The 15,332-nt window shown below is 58.2% G+C and carries 16 protein-coding genes and 1 tRNA gene; 6 read left to right on the top strand and 11 right to left on the bottom strand.

All coding sequences use genetic code 11. The features are described from left to right. Positions 1 to 125 precede the first annotated feature (125 nt). On the top strand, positions 126 to 764 hold the full coding sequence (gene pdxH, locus HNR55_RS00705) for a pyridoxamine 5'-phosphate oxidase (protein ID WP_166109987.1): 639 nt from the start codon (positions 126 to 128) through the stop codon (positions 762 to 764). A 65-nt stretch (positions 765 to 829) separates the two neighbouring features. Then, positions 830 to 1,708, top strand: a complete 879-nt coding sequence (locus HNR55_RS00710; RefSeq protein WP_166109990.1) for a universal stress protein — start codon at positions 830 to 832, stop codon at positions 1,706 to 1,708. Between the two features lie 30 nt (positions 1,709 to 1,738). On the opposite strand, the gene HNR55_RS00715 is transcribed toward HNR55_RS00710, so the two are convergent. From HNR55_RS00715 to HNR55_RS00750, 8 genes are read right to left on the bottom strand one after another with little or no spacing between them, the layout of a single operon-like run. After that, positions 1,739 to 2,545, bottom strand: coding sequence for an MBL fold metallo-hydrolase (locus HNR55_RS00715; RefSeq protein WP_166109993.1), 807 nt, complete (start codon positions 2,543 to 2,545; stop codon positions 1,739 to 1,741). Positions 2,546 to 2,563: 18 nt separating this feature from the next. Continuing rightward, entirely contained in the window at positions 2,564 to 3,352 is a 789-nt protein-coding gene (locus tag HNR55_RS00720; protein WP_166111201.1) for a TatD family hydrolase, read from the bottom strand. Positions 3,353 to 3,363: 11 nt separating this feature from the next. Continuing rightward, complete coding sequence (gene metG, locus HNR55_RS00725; RefSeq protein WP_166109996.1) at positions 3,364 to 4,902, bottom strand: methionine--tRNA ligase; 1,539 nt, start codon at positions 4,900 to 4,902, stop codon at positions 3,364 to 3,366. Next, on the bottom strand, positions 4,899 to 5,858 hold the full coding sequence (locus HNR55_RS00730; RefSeq protein ID WP_166109999.1) for a DNA polymerase III subunit delta': 960 nt from the start codon (positions 5,856 to 5,858) through the stop codon (positions 4,899 to 4,901). Before HNR55_RS00730 ends, metG begins: the two co-directional genes overlap by 4 nt. After that, positions 5,851 to 6,489, bottom strand: coding sequence for a dTMP kinase (gene tmk, locus HNR55_RS00735; RefSeq protein ID WP_166110002.1), 639 nt, complete (start codon positions 6,487 to 6,489; stop codon positions 5,851 to 5,853). The genes HNR55_RS00730 and tmk overlap by 8 nt, the downstream gene beginning before the upstream one ends. Before the next feature lie 3 nt (positions 6,490 to 6,492). Then, complete coding sequence (locus HNR55_RS00740; RefSeq protein WP_166110005.1) at positions 6,493 to 7,713, bottom strand: D-alanyl-D-alanine carboxypeptidase family protein; 1,221 nt, start codon at positions 7,711 to 7,713, stop codon at positions 6,493 to 6,495. Between the two features lie 3 nt (positions 7,714 to 7,716). After that, entirely contained in the window at positions 7,717 to 8,568 is an 852-nt protein-coding gene (locus tag HNR55_RS00745; protein ID WP_166110008.1) for a septal ring lytic transglycosylase RlpA family protein, read from the bottom strand. Beyond that, positions 8,565 to 9,545, bottom strand: a complete 981-nt coding sequence (locus HNR55_RS00750; protein WP_166110011.1) for a lytic murein transglycosylase — start codon at positions 9,543 to 9,545, stop codon at positions 8,565 to 8,567. The genes HNR55_RS00745 and HNR55_RS00750 overlap by 4 nt, the downstream gene beginning before the upstream one ends. 234 nt (positions 9,546 to 9,779) lie before the next feature. On the opposite strand from HNR55_RS00750, the gene HNR55_RS00755 reads away from it, so the two are divergent. Both HNR55_RS00755 and HNR55_RS00760 read left to right on the top strand, forming a co-directional pair. Continuing rightward, positions 9,780 to 10,346 carry a DedA family protein gene (locus HNR55_RS00755; RefSeq protein ID WP_166110014.1) on the top strand — a complete coding sequence of 189 codons (567 nt, stop codon included), beginning with the start codon at positions 9,780 to 9,782 and terminating at the stop codon, positions 10,344 to 10,346. Next, a complete protein-coding gene (locus HNR55_RS00760; RefSeq protein ID WP_166110017.1) occupies positions 10,343 to 11,425 on the top strand; it encodes an ATP-grasp domain-containing protein in 1,083 nt (360 codons plus the stop codon). The genes HNR55_RS00755 and HNR55_RS00760 overlap by 4 nt, the downstream gene beginning before the upstream one ends. On the opposite strand, the gene HNR55_RS00765 is transcribed toward HNR55_RS00760, so the two are convergent. Next, positions 11,415 to 12,959 carry an APC family permease gene (locus tag HNR55_RS00765; RefSeq protein ID WP_166110020.1) on the bottom strand — a complete coding sequence of 515 codons (1,545 nt, stop codon included), beginning with the start codon at positions 12,957 to 12,959 and terminating at the stop codon, positions 11,415 to 11,417. The genes HNR55_RS00760 and HNR55_RS00765 overlap by 11 nt on opposite strands. Before the next feature lie 12 nt (positions 12,960 to 12,971). Continuing rightward, positions 12,972 to 13,820 (bottom strand): undecaprenyl-diphosphate phosphatase, encoded by an 849-nt coding sequence (locus HNR55_RS00770; protein WP_166110023.1) that lies wholly within the window; start codon positions 13,818 to 13,820, stop codon positions 12,972 to 12,974. A gap of 129 nt (positions 13,821 to 13,949) precedes the next feature. Here HNR55_RS00770 and HNR55_RS00775 point away from each other — a divergent pair, with 129 nt between their 5' ends. Then, positions 13,950 to 14,408: an MlaD family protein gene (locus tag HNR55_RS00775; RefSeq protein ID WP_166110027.1), complete on the top strand. Its 459-nt coding sequence runs from the start codon at positions 13,950 to 13,952 to the stop codon at positions 14,406 to 14,408. A 96-nt stretch (positions 14,409 to 14,504) separates the two neighbouring features. Beyond that, positions 14,505 to 14,579 (top strand) — tRNA-Met (locus HNR55_RS00780). 158 nt (positions 14,580 to 14,737) lie between these two features. On the opposite strand, the gene HNR55_RS00785 is transcribed toward HNR55_RS00780, so the two are convergent. After that, a complete protein-coding gene (locus HNR55_RS00785; protein ID WP_166110031.1) occupies positions 14,738 to 15,181 on the bottom strand; it encodes a DUF4167 domain-containing protein in 444 nt (147 codons plus the stop codon). Positions 15,182 to 15,332: the final 151 nt, after the last annotated feature.

Consider the following 15,332-nt stretch of genomic DNA (forward strand, 5'->3'; position numbering starts at 1 on the left):
CCGGCGCGTGAAACAAGCCCTAACACGCATGGACACGCTTTAAACTCGTATCTGGCGGGAGTATGGAATCACACAGGAAAGCAAGCGCCGCCCCTTTCCATGACATTTAGACAAGAGTCCGAACCATGCCGGAAACAGACCCCGCCGCCCCCACTGTCCCTTTTGTTGATTACCCTCTGATCGACCTGAGTGCAGACCCGTTTACACTCTTTGATGCATGGATGCACGACGCAGAAAAAACGGAACCCTGTGACCCCAACGCCATGGTGCTCGCCACGGCCACAGCCGATGGCCGACCCTCCGCACGGATTGTTCTGCTCAAGGGGCATGACCACAGGGGCTTTGTCTTTTACACCAACATGTTCAGCCGCAAGGGGCGCGAGCTTGAAGCCAATCCCTGTGCGGCCCTGCTGTTCCACTGGAAAAGCCTGCGCCGCCAGATCCGAATCGAAGGCGACATCACGCCCGTCTCTTCCGATGAAGCTGACGCCTATTTTGCGAGTCGAAGCCGCATGTCCCAGCTAGGGGCCATTGCCTCCGACCAGTCCCGCCCGCTGGCCGACCGTGATATTTTTGAACAACGCCTGAAAAACGCGGAACAGGAGTATGGCAGCGGCCCCATTCCCCGCCCCCAAAACTGGTCGGGCTACCGGGTCAGCCCGCAGCATTTTGAATTCTGGCAGGAACGCCCATACCGCCTGCATGACCGGGCCATATGGGAACACCACGGGAACGGATGGGACGTAACGCGGTTATATCCATAAGCGGTCACGCACTCTCTTTCCCCCTTCCGCGCGCCGCGCGCACAGATATTTAAAGGAGCGACACAATGAAAGACGTCCGCAAAATTCTGCTTCCACTCCCCAGCACCTCCAATGCCGAGGCCGCTCTGGTGCGTGGAGGCAATTTTGCCCGCCGTTTTGGCGCGCACCTTGCTGTCCTGCACGTACGCCCCGATGGGCGTGACATTGCTCCTCTGGCCGGGGAGGGCATGTCCGGCGCCATGGTGGAAGACCTGATGCGCTCGGCTGACCATGAGAGTGCGCGCCATGCCCATGACGTGCACACACTGTTCGAACGTTACACCGCCGCCAACCCTGACATAAAAATTGTACCGCTACACAGCACTTACCCGGATGCGACTCCCAGCATCAGCTTTACCGTTATCCGTGGCGCGGAAAGCGAAATTATTCCCGCACAGGCCCGCCTGTCAGACTTTACCCTGGTGCCTCACCCCAATTCCGGTGATGACGTCTCCTCCTCCGAAACACTCCACGCTGTTCTGTTTGACAGCGGACGCCCCGTGGTGATGGCCCCCCGCACCGTACCGGCCGGGCTGATCCGGCGTGTCTGTATTGGCTGGAATGGCACGGCCGAGTCCTCATCCGCCCTGCGTGGCGCACTGGCCTGGGCACAAACGGCTGAAGCCGTGCGGGTGCTGCACTGTGGGGACTACCAGCGCCGTGGTCCCAGCGCAAAAGACGTGGTGGAATATCTGGCCGCCCACAGCATCAAGGCGGATACGGCCGAGTTTCAGCCCGTTGAGCGTGATGTCGGGAAAGGGCTGCTCGCAGCCTGCCGGGAGTTCGAGGCTGATATGCTGGCCATGGGCGCTTACTCACACTCCCGCCTGCGCCAGCTTATTCTAGGTGGTGTTACCCGCCATGTGCTGGAAAATGCTGACATTACGGTGCTGATGAGCCGCTAGGCCGCTCTTATGTAAAATGCCCGTCCCTCCTCACCCGGCGCGGGGAGGGTCAGGGAGTTCGAAGCTCATGCCGTCCCATGCTGCCTCCACCCCCGGAGGCAGGTGCTCACGCATCCAGCCCCAGTCCATTTCTGCTCCCATATGGGTCAGAATAACGCGCTGTGGCTGGATCAGGGCTTTCCATTCCAGCACCCGGTCGAGCCAGGCATGCGCGCCATGTGGCGTTTTTTGAAAACAGTCCACCATCCATGTATGGACGCCGCGCAGGCACGCCACAGACGGTTCAGGCAGTTCCACCACGTCCGTACTGTAGGCAAACGCCCCACACCGTAGCCCCGTGGACGTGACGTAACCGTGGTTCTGTTCGAACAGGGTAAAGGCGTATCCGCCAATATTGACCTGTTCTCCCCACAGAATGGGTTGGGCATCCAGCACCGCCCGAAAAAAATACGGCGTTGTGTGGGGTTTGAAAACATAAGCAAACCGCTCCTGCAACTCCCCCAGCACTTCTGCGGTACCGTATGCGGTAATGGCCTTGCCAATCTGGCGGTTAATGCCCCTTAACTCGTCCAGACCAGAAACATGGTCCGCATGAGTATGGGTGTAGATTACGTTCTCGAACGCGCTAATGCCATGTGCAAGCAACTGGGCGCGCAGGTCTGGCCCGGTATCGACCAGAACGCCGCATCCATCTTCCATCCGCAAAAAAATGGATGCACGGCTCCGCCTGTTGCGGGGTTCTGCCGGGTCGCACGCGCCCCACTGGCCATGCCCGTCTGGCCCACCGAGTGCAGGCACGCCAGATGACCCACCACACCCAAGCACACTGACCTTCATACCCGGCTTACTCCCGCTTTAACGCACCTTGCGAAACAACCTGTGGAAGTTCTGCGTTGTCTGCTCGGCAAATGCGGCTACATCCAACCCCCGCTCCTGCGCAATGCGGCGCGCCGTATGCGCTACAAAAGCAGGCTGGTTCCGTTTACCCCGCTGCGGCACAGGGGCCAGATAAGGGGCATCTGTTTCCACCAGAATACGCTCTATGGGCAGGTCACGCGCAACGCCGCGGATTTCCTCGCATTTGGGGAAGGTCGCAATACCGGAAAAACTGACATACCCACCAAGGGCCACCACCCGGCTGGCCAGCTCGGGGCCAGAGGCAAAGCAGTGAAGCAGGATGGGAAAAGCACCCTGAGCGCTCTCATCCTCCAGAATGGCCGCCACATCCGCATCAGCCTGCCGCGCATGGATGATAACGGGGATCTCCAGCGCACGGGCCGCCTGAATATGCCTGCGGAAGCTTTCCTGCTGGAGAGGACGAACACCTTCCTGCCCATGGAAGTAGTCCAGCCCTGTCTCGCCTATGCCAATCACTTCGGGGGTGTCGGCCAGTGCTACAATATCCTGCACCTGCGGTACCGGGGCTTCTTCCACATGATCGGGGTGCGTGCCAATGGTGCACCATATCCGCATATCCGGACGGCCGAACTGTGTGAGCCGCTTCTGCTCCCCCGCATTGGACAGACGTGTGCCAATAGTGACCATGCCACCCAGCCCAGCCTCTTGGGCGGCATCAAGCAGGGCGGGCAGTTCCTCGTCCGAAAAATGATCGAGATGGCAATGGGAGTCGATCAGCCCGGGCATGGTGACATCGGTCATGACTGTTCCGGTTCAACATAGCGGGGGAAGATGCCCTGCGGAGCGGGCAGTTGCCGCCCACCGGGCAGAGCAACTTCAAGGGCTGCGAAGGTCCGTTCGTCCTGCGTCACACCAAGCTGGTCGAGCATACGGGCCATGCTGTCCGGCATAAAGGGCTGGAGCATGGTGGCAATTCCGCGCAGGGCATCCAGCAGAACGCGCAGAACATCCGCCATGCGCTCCACATCGGTCTTGCGCAGCGCCCATGGGGCCTGATGGTCGATATAGGCGTTACAGGCGCGAATGACCTTCCACACATCTTCCAGCGCATCGGTGAGCGCACAGCGCTCAAACTGCGCAGCCAGCAACTGCGGCAGAACCACCACCTGCCCCAGAAGCTTTGCATCATCTTCCGTCAGCATCCGGCGTTCTGGCAGAATACCGCCACAGTTCCGCGCGACCAGAGAGAGGGTCCGCTGCGCCAGATTGCCCAGATCGTTGGCAAGTTCCACGTTATTGCGTGTGATCAGCGCCTTGCGGGACAGATCACTATCCCCGCCAAAGGGGACTTCCCGCAGTACAAAAAAGCGAACTGCATCCAGCCCGAACTCTGCAACCAGTTCCCTGGGGTCCACCACGTTGCCCAAAGACTTGCTCATCTTCTGGCCTTCGATGGTCCACCAGCCGTTGGCAAAAACCTTTTTGGGCAGGTCAATACCCGCAGCCATAAGGAAGGCAGGCCAGTAAATGGCATGGAAGCGTGCAATATCCTTACCCACAAGGTGCAGGCTGGCAGGCCAGTATGCCATGCGGGGGGCATCTGCATCCGGGTAGCCCAGCGCACTCAGGTAATTGGCCAGCGCATCAAACCACACATACATGACGTGCTGCTCATCGCCGGGAACGGGAATACCCCATTTAAAGCTCGTGCGGCTGATGGACAGGTTACGCAGGCCCTGTTTGACAAAGCTGATGATCTCGTTGCGCGCACCATGCGGGCCTAAAAACTCGGGGTGCTGCTCGTACAGTTCCAGCAGACGGTCCTGATAATCGGACAGACGGAAGAAGTAGGATGGCTCCTTGACCCACTCTACCGGCGCGCCGGTAGGAGCGACCTTTTTGCCGTCCGGCCCTGCGACCAGTTCATCTTCGCCATAAAAACATTCATCTCGCAGGGCGTACCAGCCTTCGTACGCATCCAGATAAATGGCGCCGTTATCCGCAACCTTGCGCCACAGGGCCTGCGCGCTGGCAATGTGCCGGGGCTCGGTCGTGCGGATAAAATCATCGTAGGAAATGGCCATGGCATCGGCCATGGAGCGGAAATTGGCCGAAACGTTATCCGCAAATTCCTTGGGGGCAACGCCTGCCGCCTGCGCGGCCTGCTCCACTTTTTGCCCGTGCTCGTCCGTGCCCGTCAGAAAAAAGACATCATCCCCCGCCAGACGATGAAAACGCGCCATAACATCCGCTGCAATGGACGTGTAGGCGTGGCCGATATGCGGTGCACCGTTCACGTAATAAATGGGGGTGGTCACATAGAAACGACGGGTCATTCTGGGCTCGCAATCGTCATGGCTTCAATTAGGGCTTCCTGTTTATCCAGATTAAAGCGTTCCGTCTCGGTATGAACGCGCATAATCTGCTCCCATGCCGCAGCAAGGGCCATACACTGGCGGTTTCCTGCCTTTGCGGTCTGGCGCGCCGTGCTTTGCAACTGGTCCGCCAACAGGGCAAAGAAAAGGCCAAAGCCATCATCCTTGCGTAAAACGGCCTCTGCAATTTCGTAACCCCGCAGTGGGGGTACTCCTTGCAACACCTCGGCAACCAGAGCGGTCATGTTCCCGCCTGTGTCTGCCAACAATGCCACAGCCTTGCCCGGCGCTCCATGGGATTGTGACACAATCCGTGCAAAATCCTGCGTGGGCAGGTCCGGCCACAAAAGATGAAGCACACGCTGCATCGCCGCATCTGGCAGGGGGGAAAGCTCAAGCCTGCGGCAACGGCTGCGGATGGTTGGCAACAGCCGACCCGGTGCGGAACTGGTCAGAATCAGCACGGTGGCGGGCGGGGGCTCCTCCAGAATTTTCAGCACGGCGTTAGCCGCGCTGCGGTTCATCCATTCCGCACCATCCACAATAACCACACGCCAGCCCCCTTCGGCTGCGGTCCGGCGCAAGAAGGCGTTAATCGGGCGCACATCATCAGCGACAATTTCCTGCCGGTAGCGCTGTTTTTTTTCATCATACCCGCGTTCAACCACCAGCAGATCGGCATGACTGGCGGCAGAAATACGGCGGGCAACCGGGTTGTCCGCTTCCATGCCACCCAGCAGGATACGGGCCAGAGTAAAAGCAAACGTCGCCTTGCCAACACCGGGCGGCCCGCTCACCAGCCAGGCATGGGGCATACGGCCTTTGGCTAGAGAATCCCTGAACAAGGCCAGTTCAGCCCCGTGCCCCTGCAACTGAAGCGAAGTTATGCGGGGGGACAGGACGGACGCATCAGACATGGGGCAATCTGGGCAAAATTTCCTTCATGATCAGGCTGCTCACGGTTTCCTGACTATGATTGGCAGTTGTAATGCACTTTACACGCCCGGGCTGCTGGTCCGCTATTGCCATAAACCCTGCGGCAATACGGGCGTGAAAGGCTTCATCTGCCTTTTCGTAACGGTCTGTGGGGACGCCGCGCACGGCCAGCCTCTGCCGTGTGATCTCTCTTGGTGCCTGCAGCAGAAAGGTCATATCCGGCATCAGCCCCAGCTGGGCCTGCAATGCGGCAATCAGGTCCAGAATGGCAGGCTGCCCCTCCGCCCGGCCGTAGCCCTGATACGCCATGGTCGAGTCCGTAAAACGGTCACACAGCACAATCTGCCCTTCTGCCAGAGCAGGGCGGATAACCGTATCCACATGGTCAAACCGTGCGGCAAAATGCGTCAGTATCTCGGCTCGGAGGGACAGGGGGTTTTTGCCAAACAGCAGCAACTGCCGCAGGTCTTCCGCGCCCGCTGACCCACCGGGCTCCCGCGTAGCCAGCACCCTGTACCCGTGCGATTGCAGAGCATCCCTGAGCAGGCGGAGTTGCGTGGACTTGCCAACGCCCTCCCCGCCCTCAAGCGTTATGAACAGGCCAGACCGCATGGCTTAGAGGTGCAGCCGTCGGGCCGCCCGGCCGAGCAGGCCAAGAGCAGGCACCGCCTGCCCTGCCACAAGTGGAATACTGGCTTTTCTGCCGCCGGGCAGAACCACGCTCAACTGCCCCACAACCTGCCCTTCGCTCACAGGTGCAATAAGCGGGCTGTCATAGTCTATGGCTACGTGCGTGCTGTTTTTCCAGCCATGTGGCAGCAGCATCCTGAATTCCTGAGCGACCACCAGAGGTACGGTCTGGCTCGCCCCCATCCAGACGGGTGCCTGCTCTACGATCTCACCTTTGTTGATGATCTGGGCGGTTTCAAAATTCGCAAACGCCCAGCCCATCAGGCGCTCGCCTTCGCGCCCGCGTGCGCCATCACTCGGCAGGCCGTTAATGGCCATGACAACACGCCGCCCATCCCGCTCGGAAGAGGCACACAGGCCAAACCCACCGGCATCCGTGTGGCCGGTCTTCAGGCCATCAGCCAGACCTTTGACCACCAGACTATTGCGGTTTTCCTGATGAATTTTGTTAAAAATGAACTCTTTTTCCGAAAAGAAATGGTAATATTCGGGAAAATCATGAATCAGGCGCAAAGCAAGATACGCAACATCCCGCGCGGACATATAGTGATTATCCGCAGGCCAGCCCGTTGCATTCATGAAGTGCGAATTGGTCAGCCCCAGCTTGGCGGCCGTATCATTCATCAGAGCAACAAACTGTTCCTGAGAACCGGAAATCCCTTCGGAAAGCACAATACATGCGTCATTGCCGGACTGGATAATCATGCCCTGAACAAGGTCCTGCACCGCAACGCTCTGCCCTAGCGGGACGAACATCTTGGACCCCTGCATGCGCCACGCGCGCTCGCTGACCGGCAGCATCTGGTCAAGCTTGAGCCGCCCGGCACGCAGCATGCCAAATGTGACATAGGCCGTCATCATCTTGGTCAGGGAAGAGGGCGGCATGCGCTCATCCGCATTTTTTTCCAGCACGGTAGCACCGCTGCCGTAATCCAGAATACAGGCCCAGCGCGCCATTGTATCCACCGGCCCTACGGGCGTGGTCGCCGGTGTTTCGGGCACCGTACCTCCAGTGGCTGCGGGCGCCTCGGGCGCGGCTGAAGGGGCGGGCTTGTGCCGGGGGCGCGCCACCGCACCCCCAGCAAAACCGCCAGAAAAAAGGGCTGCGCCCCCTGCGAGTAAAAACCGTCGAGTCTGCAAAGTCATTCCCTATTCGACGACGATGTGAGAACCATTAAAACCATTAGCCAATGCCTGTTTAAGGGCTGCGTCGGCCGCACTTATAGTCGCAAACGGTCCCTGCCGGACAGCCCACATCGTGCTTTGGCCAGACATAACGGGCCTGACCACACCACCATGACCACCAGCCTGCATGACAGCAGCGGAGCGGGACGTAAAATCCATGGTCTCGACCCAAAGCATGCCCGGAGCCGCATAACCCTGCGCATAGGCCACCGGAAGATCAGGCAACCGCACACCTGTGGATGCAGGAGCACTCTCCGCCCCACCACCAACCGCCACGACCGAAACGCCACCACTTCCGCCAAGATTGGACTGAACAACCTGCTCCCGGGGCGCTGCTTCAATTTGCAGGGCAACCCCTCCGGGCAGGGTCTCTGCCAACTGGCGGCTGGCGACCTCATCCTCCACAATCCGGACCTGTGCTGGCCCTGCCCCCATGCCAAGCAGATTAGCCGCCTGCGTGGACAAAGCCAGTGCACGACCCATTTGCGCAGGGCCACGGTCGTTGACCCTTACACGCACCTGCCGTCCGTTTTCCAGATTGGTCACGGTAACAATGGCAGGCAACTGGAGCGTGGGGTGGCTGGCCGTCATGGTGGCCATGCTGCGCACCTCGCCATCGGCGGTCAGCTCCCCTTCACGCCCATCCTGACGTACGGCAAGACCTGTTCCCTGCCAGGCAAATTCCTCCCGCGGGTAAAACCATTGGCCCGGCACATGCCACGCGGCCCCAACCGTATAATGCACATCCGGATGGGCTGTGGGTGCTGGAGAACACGACGCCAGCAGCAGACAGCCCCAGAAAACGACTTTTTTCACGTTATGGCATCACCCAGAAGCCCTACGGCCAATGCATAAAAATCTGATGGATTGTACCGTCGGATCACGTTGAAATTGTGGTAAACAATAAAGGCCTCGCCCCCCGGCCCGTCGGGGCGGATCACCGCCCCCTCCTGCACGGAGGCATCAAACTCCCCAGCACGGGGCCTTACTCCGTGCTGCTCCCACCATGCAAGCGGTCTTACGTGATTACGGCCAAGAAGGGACTGCTCCAGAGTATCGGGCAGTACAACGCCCTCCCCCCATGGCTGCCCGGCCTGCCAGCCACACCCGGCCAGATAGTTGGCAATGGAGGCAAATACATCGCCCTCATTATGCCAGATATCCGCCCGCCCACCTGCGGGGTAACTGGCCGCGTAACGCATATAGGCACTGGGCATGAACTGCGGTTGCCCCATGGCCCCCGCATAACTGCCGAGCATATGGGTCGGGGCGACCCCGGCCTGTTCCACCACATGAAGCGCCTTGAACAGTTCCGTGCGGAAAAAACTGGCGCGTCGGCCATCATACGCCAGCGTTGCCAGCGCATCGATCACCGAGAACGTACCCATGCGGGTGCCATAAGCGGATTCCAGCCCCCATATGCCCGCAATAGCACCCCGAGCAACACCATAAAGCCCGCTGATCCGCCCCAGCAGATCCGTGCGCTGCTGAATGGCGGCCAGACCATCACTCAGTTTTTTCTCGCTCAGAACGCGGTCTTTGTACTGCGCCCATGTCAGGGTGAATTCCGGCTGGTGCCTGTCCGCCTGCAAGACCTTGGGGTTAGGGCCATGCAACGGTGCCAGTGCCTGCGCAACCACGGAAGCAGAAACACCCTGCCCCACAGCCTCCCGCCTGACCCCGGCCAGAAATGCAGCATAGCTGCCGGTCGCCCCCTGCGCGGCATGACGCACACAAACAGGTGAGGCCACCAGCAAAGCCCCACCACCCAGTAAAAGTTTTCTACGCAACATGAGGCACGATCCGCTTTGCAGACGACACTGGCAAACACACTACCCTGCTTTTGCATATCTGTCAGGCCGTGCTGTCCGCTTTAATCCACGCCGGAACTCCGGCTAACCATATGCAATGCCAGTTTTTATTTGCATCTTCCAGAAACTTGACATGCGTCGCGTAAAAGAGCCTGTTGCCGCAGGTTCTGCGTATAAGCCAGACCATATCTACCGCGCTGGAGAGCAGGCTCCGCTGTGCTTGACCATTTTCTGGAACTGACTGCCACACAACCTCTTTTGCAGGTTCTGATTGTTATTCTGGCAACGTTTGTGCTGGAGGACGCGGCAACCGTAATTACGGCCATTCAGGTTCATCTCCACACGATCAGTATTCCCGTTGCCCTGGGCGCCCTGTACACGGGCATTGTTCTGGGCGATGTGGGCCTTTACGCTCTGGGCGCGCTGGCCGCCAAATGGTCCCCCGCCCAGCGTTGGGTTAACGTTCCCTCCGCCCGGACGCAGCAGGCATGGCTAAACAGGAACCTGTTTGTGGTTGTGTTTGTCAGCAGGTTTATTCCGGGCACACGCCTGCCCCTTTATACGGCCTGTGGTTTTTTCCGGGCCGGGCTGGCTGTTTTTACGGCAGCCACCTTCTGCGCCACCCTGTTGTGGACAACGGCACTCTTTATGCTCTCCCTGCGTGTGGGAGGAGCACTTCTGGCCCATCTTGGCGCATGGCGCTGGGTTGGCGTGGCTGGCTTTGTGGCCGCCATCATTCTGGTGGGGCGGCTTGTTGCGCGCACCCAAAAACACAAGATATGACCTTACCCATGCCCCCCTCCCAGCAAGACAAGCACCCCAACCCTCTCTCACTCTTCGAGTTCTGGCCACGCTGGGTGTTTTACACACCTGTTGTGGCCTACTGGATCCTGCTTGGCCTGCGCTACAGGGATGTCACACTCCCCACCGCCGCCAACCCCCGCATAACCACCGGTGGTCTGTGCGGAGAAAAGAAAAGCGACCTGTTGGATATGGCTGGCCCATATGCCACCCAATGGATTGCGCCATATACCACGCTGACCACTGGCGAGAACGATCTGGTACGGGCCACGCAGGTCATGCACGCCAGAGGGCTGGCATTTCCTGTTGTTGTCAAACCTGACATCGGGTGCAACGGCACGGGGGTCAAGCTGGTACATACGCAGGAGGAACTGGCACAGGTCTGTGCATCATTCCCGCGCAATGTGGAACTTGTCATTCAAAAACTGATTACATGGTCGCATGAAGCCGGACTGTTTTACATCCGCCACCCGGATGAACCCACAGGCCGCCTGACCTCCCTGACATACAAGGATATCCCCTTCCTGATCGGCAATGGCAGGAACACCATTCTGGAACTGCTCAAACAGGACGCCCGCACCAGCAAGGTGCTGCATATTTACACCCCTCGCCTGCAACACCGCCTGCACACCATTCCCGAGCAGGGGGAAAGGATCGATCTGGTTTTTGCGGGCAATCACTGCAAAGGGGCGGTTTTTCGCAATGGCATAGCCGACATTACGCCGGAACTGACGCAGCGGATCGACCAGATCATGCAGGATATCCCCGACTTTTATTTCGGGCGCATTGATCTGAAATTCCGCAGTACGGAAGACCTCGCCCGTGGCGAGAATTTTGAGATCATAGAAATCAACGGTGTTGGCGCGGAAGCCATCCATATCTGGGATGCCAGAACGACCCTGCGCGAGGCCTATGCAGCACAGTTCCTGCATTACGGCGAAAGCTACCGCATAGGGGCCAAAAACAAGGCCGCAGGCTGGAAACCCACAAACCTGTGGTACGGGCTACGCCTGTGGCGCGAACATAAAAAACTGCTGGCGTCCTACCCGCTTAATGACTGAGCGCATCCTGCGCCAGCGCGGCCCGATGCTCCTGCGCCAGACGGGAATGACGCCGGCCGTAAAAGCGGTAGCATCCCCAGCCACACAGCGCATAAACCATCAGCAGCAAAGCAGGCACGGGGTCTCCGCCCATAAAGGACAACACCATTTCCCAACAGAGCGGGGCGGCCATAAACCCGCAGAACACCATGCCAAGCAATGGCACATACCCAACCCATATGCCGCGCAGCACAAACCCGCCAAAAGGCACAACAAAGGTGCGCGTATGGTCAGGAGCCGTATTGCGCATCCATATTACTGTAAAGCAGACAATACCAAACGCCGTTGCCGTTCCCAGGCTGACCAGATCACCAATAATATCAATCGGCAGGACGGCGGTCGCCAGAGCCACCACACTCCCCAGCATGATGCTGCCAAGCCAGGGCGTATGGTAACGCGTGTGCAAACGCGCAAAAACGGAAAACAGCAGACCATCTTCCGCCATGGCAAAAAAAATGCGGCTCTGGGCGTATAACAGGCCCATCAATACCGAACACAGGCCAACCACCGCACCAATTTTAACAAACAGGGCAAGCCATGGCTGATGCATGGCATTAACCGCAATAGCCAGCGGGTCTGCCACATCCAGCGTCTGCCATGGTACAACGCCTATCAGCACGGCAGCCACCACCATATATACCCCCGTGCAGATCACCAGTGACAGCACAATACCGACCGGCACATCCCGTCTGGGGTTTCTGGCTTCGGCTGCTGCGGTGGAAACGGCCTCAAACCCGACATAGGCGAAAAAGATAATGGACGCCGCCCGAAAAATACCGGGAACACCGTAACGAAAACCACCCTGATACGCAGGAATGAACGGGGTCCAGTAGGCCGAGTGCATTTGCCAGACACCCAGAGCCACAAAAACCGCCAGCACACCCACCTTCAGCATCACAATAAGGGAATTGATTTTAAAGGATTCCCGTACACCCACGACCAGTAGCCCGGTCACAACCACAATGGACAAAGCCCCCAGCAGGTCACACTGCCAATGGCCCATGAGATGCCGGTTCACCCCCTGATAAACCACTTCCAGAGTTGTGGTGTGCAGAGCGGGCGGAACATGCATACCCAGATCATCCAGCAGACTGGCAGCGTACCCCGAAAAACCGGCAGCAACACCCGCGCAGGAAATGCCGTATTCCATCAACAGCAGCCAGCCAACGGCCCATGCCCACCCTTCCCCCATGGACACGTAGGCATAGGTATAGGCCGACCCCGATACCGGCATAACAGATGCCAGCTCCGCATAGGACAGAGCCGTAAAAAGGCAGGCAATACCCGCAATAATAAAAGACAGCAGAATGGAGGGGCCAGCGTAATTGGCGGCGGCAGTCCCGGTCATGACGTAAATGCCCGCACCAATGGTTGAGCCCACGCCCAGCATGGTCAACTGCAATGGTCCCAGCGTTTTTTTCAGGCGCTGCTGCCCGTTTTCCATCTCTATTCTGGCAAGTGACTTGCGCAGTAAGGAAGCACGCACCCGTTTCATCCCGCTCACCACTTACCGTGCGAAATGAAAGATCAGAAACGCAGCTCCGCCAACCACCATGCAGTACCATGCAAAAGGCGACATCGCCCAACTGTCATGCTTGCGGAAATAGCGCATCAGAAAAGCCGTGCTCGCCAGAGCAGTCACCCCCGACACAACAGCCGCCAGCAGGGCAATATGCATCTGGGCCGGGTCAATGGGTGTGTGGCGCATTTTAAATGCTTCGCGCACTGTTGCGGCAATAATGACCGGCTGGGCCATGAGGAACGAAAAACGCGCGGCTGCATCATGGTGCAGTCCGCGCAGCAGGCCCCCACAGATGGTTGCGCCCGAGCGCGACAGACCGGGAAAAAAGGCAAAGCACTGGAAAAAACCGATAAACAGCGCATCGCGTGATGTCAGGCTGGCCAGATACCGGACATCCTTGCGGACGACACGGCTCCGCAGTTTTTCAACCACCAGCAGCAACACCCCGTTAAGGAACAGGAACAGCGCCGCAGAGGATGCAGAGCCAAACACACTGCGCAACCAGTGCTCAAACAGACCGCCAACAACCACCGCAGGCACGGTTGCCAGACAGATCAGCCACAGGATATGCAGGCTTTCCAACTGGGTACGGTGCCCGAACGCGCCGAACGCCCCTTTACCCAGAGCCAGCCAGTCCTGCCAGAAAAAGATCAGCAGGGCGACGGATGTCCCCATGTGCAACATGACCAGAAATGGCAGAAAGGTCGGGTCATGCAGGTCATACGACCAGTGCAGCAATGACGGTAGGACAACAGCATGCCCAAGGCTGCTGACAGGAAAAAGCTCTGTAGCGCCCTGCAGCAGCGCCATGATAAGTGCCTGAAAAAGGGACATGTATGTTTAGCGTTCCAAACGGTCTGTTATCTACTGCTGTCCTTGCACCATGCGCCTAAGTGCTGCAAGGATTTCGTCCTGTTTAACTTTTTGCGCAAGCACACTTTTTGATAAGGGCCTGAGCCAACCATGAGCCGACAAAACCACATAGGCGCTATTCTTTGCAGCACTCTGGTTCTGGCTGCGGCAACAGGGTTTGGCATGTACGCGATCAATACCCAGAAAACACCGGGCAAATCATCCTACGAACTGACAGCCCGCTTTGTTTCGGCCAACGGTCTGGCACGCGGAGCGGATGTGGATATCGCCGGGGTCAAGGTTGGTCGCGTATCCAGCATTACACTAGACCCTACCTCCCAGATGGCTATTGTCCGCTTCCGGCTGGATAGCGCACTCCTCCTGCCCACAGACAGCATCCTGACCATCGGCAGTGGCACCCTCTCCTCCGAAAATGCGCTGATGATCGAGCCGGGAACAGCCACAACAGTGGCCCGGTCCGGGCAGATGATGACCCACACATTGGAACCTTCAAGCCTTGAACAGCAGGTAAGCAACTATATTTTTGGTGCAGGCAATCTGGGACAGTAAGCCAATTCCCTCCAACCAATCAGTTTTTTCAAAAAAATCTGGCAAGATGGATTGACGCCCCCCTCAGGAGCGGATACATAACCGCCACCAACCAATGGCGGCGTAGCTCAGTGGTAGAGCAGGGGAATCATAATCCCTTGGTCGGAGGTTCAAATCCTTCCGCCGCTACCAAATTCCCAGAAAATCAAAGTATTAACCTTACCTTTTGATCAAAAAGATCAAACAGGCACTGTTAATTCTGCGCCTCTCTCTTCACATGGAGCGGACCTGCACCACCCTGTTCCATATTCATGGTCAACAGGGCGAATGCAGGGTCGCGGAGCGCTGGATCAGCCCTCGGACAGTTCAGGCTGCGGTTCGCTCGACAGGTCCTTGACCTCAGCCATTGCTTCGTTCTCGGATTCCGTCTGGTCGTCTTCATCATCCTCGGACATGTTGGATGATACGCGCTGCTGCCGGGCCGTCTGACGCTCCGCACGTTCCTGCTGGCTTTGCTGCGCAGCCTGCGCCATGGCGTTCAGAATACGGAAATAATGTTCGGCATGCTGAAAATAGGCTTCAGCCGCCACGCGGTCACCACTTCCTGTCGCATCACGACCGAGCTGGAGATATTTTTCAAAAAGCTGCTGTGCTGTGCCTCTGACCCGCACATCTGGGCCATGACTGTCAAAAACATGATTCCGGTTCATCGGAATCTGGCCATTCAATTGCCTGGACGCTCCACCGCTCCCGTTGGAGCGATGGTGTCTGGTACGCATCCGTTTTACATTCATGGGTTTGTCACAGCGCTTTCCTGTTCATGGCACTTTGCATGAAGAAACAGTCCGATACAAAAGGCATGTTCCTGAATGAAGGCCGAATTGTTTTTTCGGAATGGGCTTTTGGCGGCAACCTGTTTTTATTGCCGGAAGAAAGGCCCTTACC

It is taken from the genome of Acetobacter lovaniensis (assembly GCF_014207635.1).
Classification (GTDB): domain Bacteria; phylum Pseudomonadota; class Alphaproteobacteria; order Acetobacterales; family Acetobacteraceae; genus Acetobacter; species Acetobacter lovaniensis.